Origin of the sequence: Candidatus Pelagibacter communis (assembly GCF_001180025.1) — a bacterium.
GTDB lineage: Bacteria > Pseudomonadota > Alphaproteobacteria > Pelagibacterales > Pelagibacteraceae > Pelagibacter > Pelagibacter ubique_A.
Map to the genome: position 1 here is coordinate 1 of NZ_CVSK01000056.1, position 3,241 is coordinate 3,241.

The 3,241-nt window shown below is 28.5% G+C and carries 2 protein-coding genes and 2 pseudogenes; 3 read left to right on the forward strand and 1 reads right to left on the reverse strand.

Going from position 1 to position 3,241, the window contains the following annotated elements; genetic code table 11:
• Together AMN83_RS02865 and AMN83_RS02870 are read left to right on the forward strand one after the other, a co-directional pair.
• Positions 1–376: pseudogene (locus tag AMN83_RS02865) on the forward strand (transcription termination factor Rho); the annotation flags it as partial.
• A gap of 8 nt (positions 377–384) precedes the next feature.
• Positions 385–2,058: an O-linked N-acetylglucosamine transferase, SPINDLY family protein gene (locus AMN83_RS02870; protein WP_075504189.1), complete on the forward strand. Its 1,674-nt coding sequence runs from the start codon at positions 385–387 to the stop codon at positions 2,056–2,058.
• 13 nt (positions 2,059–2,071) lie between these two features.
• Here the strand turns inward: AMN83_RS02870 and AMN83_RS02875 are convergent, their stop codons facing one another.
• Positions 2,072–2,923, reverse strand: a complete 852-nt coding sequence (locus AMN83_RS02875; protein WP_075504190.1) for a sulfotransferase domain-containing protein — start codon at positions 2,921–2,923, stop codon at positions 2,072–2,074.
• Positions 2,924–2,969: 46 nt separating this feature from the next.
• Between AMN83_RS02875 and AMN83_RS02880 the strand changes: the two are divergent.
• Positions 2,970–3,241 (forward strand): annotated as a pseudogene (locus AMN83_RS02880) (tRNA uridine-5-carboxymethylaminomethyl(34) synthesis GTPase MnmE); the annotation flags it as partial.

Consider the following 3,241-nt stretch of genomic DNA (forward strand, 5'->3'; position numbering starts at 1 on the left):
CCCAAAAGATTTTTTTGGTGCCGCAAGAAATATTGAGGAAGGAGGTTCATTAACCATTATTTCAACAGCCTTAATTGATACAGGAAGTAGAATGGATGAAGTAATTTTTGAAGAATTTAAAGGAACTGGAAATAGTGAAACGGTATTAGATAGAAAAATAGCGGACAAAAGAATCTACCCAGCAATTGATATTACCAAATCTGGAACAAGAAGAGAAGAACTGTTGTTCGATAAAAATGACCTTCAAAAAATGAATGTATTAAGAAGAATTATAGCGCCAATGGGTACAATGGACGCTATTGAATTTATTAATTCAAAATTAAAAGATACTAAAAATAATTCGGAGTTTTTTAACTCAATGAATAAACCCGCTTAATATTTTAAATGATTGATCTTAACCAAGATCTTGCTAAGAAATTTTTAACTTATTTAGATAATAAACAGTATAAAAGACTTCGATTTGAGGCGGATATGCTTGGAGATATTGAAGATCAGCAACCTGTAATAATGTTTTATTATGCATCTTCAATTTATTTAGATGATACATCAAAAAATAAAGAATTATTGTTGTCTTCTTTACTATTTGGAAAAGTTTATCAGTCAAATAAAAAACACCTTCAGTCTTTATATAATATGATAGCAGTCAGTTTTAAAACTAAGGTTTTTAAAGATGTTTTGCCATTAGCTTTAAAGGCTTATGAAAAAGATGACACAGATGTAAAAATAATAGAAGGATTAGCAAGAATAAATTTTTATCTTGGAAACAGACAAGAGTCGCATAAATTATTCAGAAAATTATATTCTATATTACCAAATAAAAAAGAGGGAAGATTGCCGTTTATATCTTCTTTAAATTACACAAGTGGCATTTCCCAAAAAGATTATTTAGCAGAATGTTTAGCTTATGTAGATATTGTAGAAAAAAAATTAGATATTAAAAATGATAAATTTTCGTTTGATTGGAAAAATAATGATAAAATTAAAATCTCGTTTTTATCAGCTGATTTTAAAATTCATTCAGTGTCTCATTTTTTAAAAGATGTTCTGAAACAAATCGATAAATCAACTTTTGAAATTCACTTAATAAGCAATCTTAAACCCAAGGATCAAGATGATGTCAGTGAGGAACTTAAAAAAATAGTTCAAAAATGGCATGATATTGAGGATTATTCTGATAATGATCTAACTAATTATCTTAGATCTCTTAAACTTGATATCCTTATTGATCTAAGTGGATTTACAAATGGCAATAGATTTGAGACCATAGTAAGAAGATGTGCAAAAATCCAAATCGAATGGCTTGGTTACAATAATACTTTAGGCTCAAAAAACATGGATTATTTAATATCAGATAAAAATTTAATCAAATCAGACGAGCACAATTTTTATAAGGAAAAAATACTATATTTACCAAATATATGGAATGCCCTTTCACCCCCAACTCAACTTCCGGATATTGAAAAGGAAATAAATAAAAATAGTTCTGATTTCACATTTTGCTCATTCAATAATTTTCAGAAAATTTCTGACAGAACAATTGAAGTATGGTCAAAAATTTTAAAAGAGACCAAATCGAATCTTTTACTTAAAAATTCCCTAATAGGTGGTGAAGATTTAAAAAATAATGTTTTAAAAAAATTTACTTTGAATGGGGTAGACAAAGAACAAATTATTTTTTTTGAAAGAGAAAAAAATATATCAGATCATCTAAAATTATATAACAAAGCTGATGTTGCTCTTGACACTTTTCCATATCCTGGGGTTACAACCTCCTATGAAGCAATTCTAATGGGGCTGCCAGTACTGACAATGCGAGGATTTAATTTTAATTCAAGATGTGGAGAAAGTATTCTTAAAAATATTAAAATGGATGATTTGATTGCAAATGATGACGAAGATTATTTTAATAAAGCAATTTCCCTGACACAAAAGAAGGATTTAAATAAAAGCTATGGAATAAATTTAAGAAATAAAGCACTTTCTTCACCATTATTTGATACTGTTCAGTTTGCTAAGGATTTTGAGGAGTTAATAATAAACGTTTATAAAAAAAATTAATAAATTTAATTTTTTATAAATATCCCAATTGTTTCATCTCTTTTTCAAAACTAATTTCAATTTCTTTAGAAATTTCTGAATTTAAAATTTTTTTCCAATTATTTTCTGGACCAAGGTTAAAAAATAAATTTTTATTTTCTGAGTGAAATTTTCTCCAGCTTTTAAAACTAGTTTCTGATCCATCAAAGGCCTCACTCATCTCCCTTTTTTTAAGAACATCAAAATTTGTCGTCTCAATTGCTTTTTGTAATTTTGATTTATTTACACCCTCCACTCTGTTCATAAGAGTATTTGTAAAAACAATTATATCTCTAAAAGTTTCATACTTATTTGATATAAGATCTTCATATTTTACAAAAAGCCTCCTAAATTGATTGTTGCTAAACCAAGACAAATAATTTTCAGCCCAAGAACTTATATAAGTAAGGGACGCATGTGACCCATTGTTGGACATTAGGCTTCTTGTTTTATCTTTAATCATTTCGAGAGCTTTATTATCATCAAAAGAATAATGATTTTTTAGAGAGCTTAATACATTTCTTGGGTCTCTAACTATATAAATTGCACCAAGAGTGGTTTCGGGTGAGGTAAATTGATTGCCCTGATAATTACCTAAAAAGCTATGCGTTTTAAAAAATCTGATTTTTTTATCTTTATTAATTTCTTTTTGAATAGGCACCCATTGTTTTGATGCTTCGTTTATACTGTTAACTTTCTCTTTAAAATATTTTTCATGCGGAAATTGGTCAATTCTTGAAATTTGGCTAAAATCAAATTCACCGTTTTTGGAAAAATAATATGCTGATAGAAAGGCTCTGACAAAAGTATTGCCACTTTTAGGATAGGAAGCCAACCAAATGATCATAAAAATTTATATAATTAAAGATAATATATAGCTATAATAAAAACTGATGACAATTTATGCACTATCATCAGGACCAGGAATTTCTGGTGTTGCAGTTATTAGAATATCTGGGACACATACTTCAAAAGTTATTAAATTATTAACTGGTAAAGATTTGCCCAAGCCAAGGATGGCTACTTTGAGAAAAATCAATAAAATCAACACTTCTGAGCTCATTGATCAGGGATTGATCCTATGGTTTCCAGGCCCTGAGAGCTACACAGGTGAAGATATGGCTGAAATCCAAGTTCATGGTAGTAAAGCTGTTGTGGATGCCCT

Bases quoted from the DNA above. Each gene is read 5' to 3' on its own strand.
- AMN83_RS02875 (WP_075504190.1), bottom strand. From the start codon at position 2,923: ATGATCATTTGGTTGGCTTCCTATCCTAAAAGTGGCAATACTTTTGTC.
- AMN83_RS02870 (WP_075504189.1), top strand. From the start codon at position 385: ATGATTGATCTTAACCAAGATCTTGCTAAGAAATTTTTAACTTATTTA.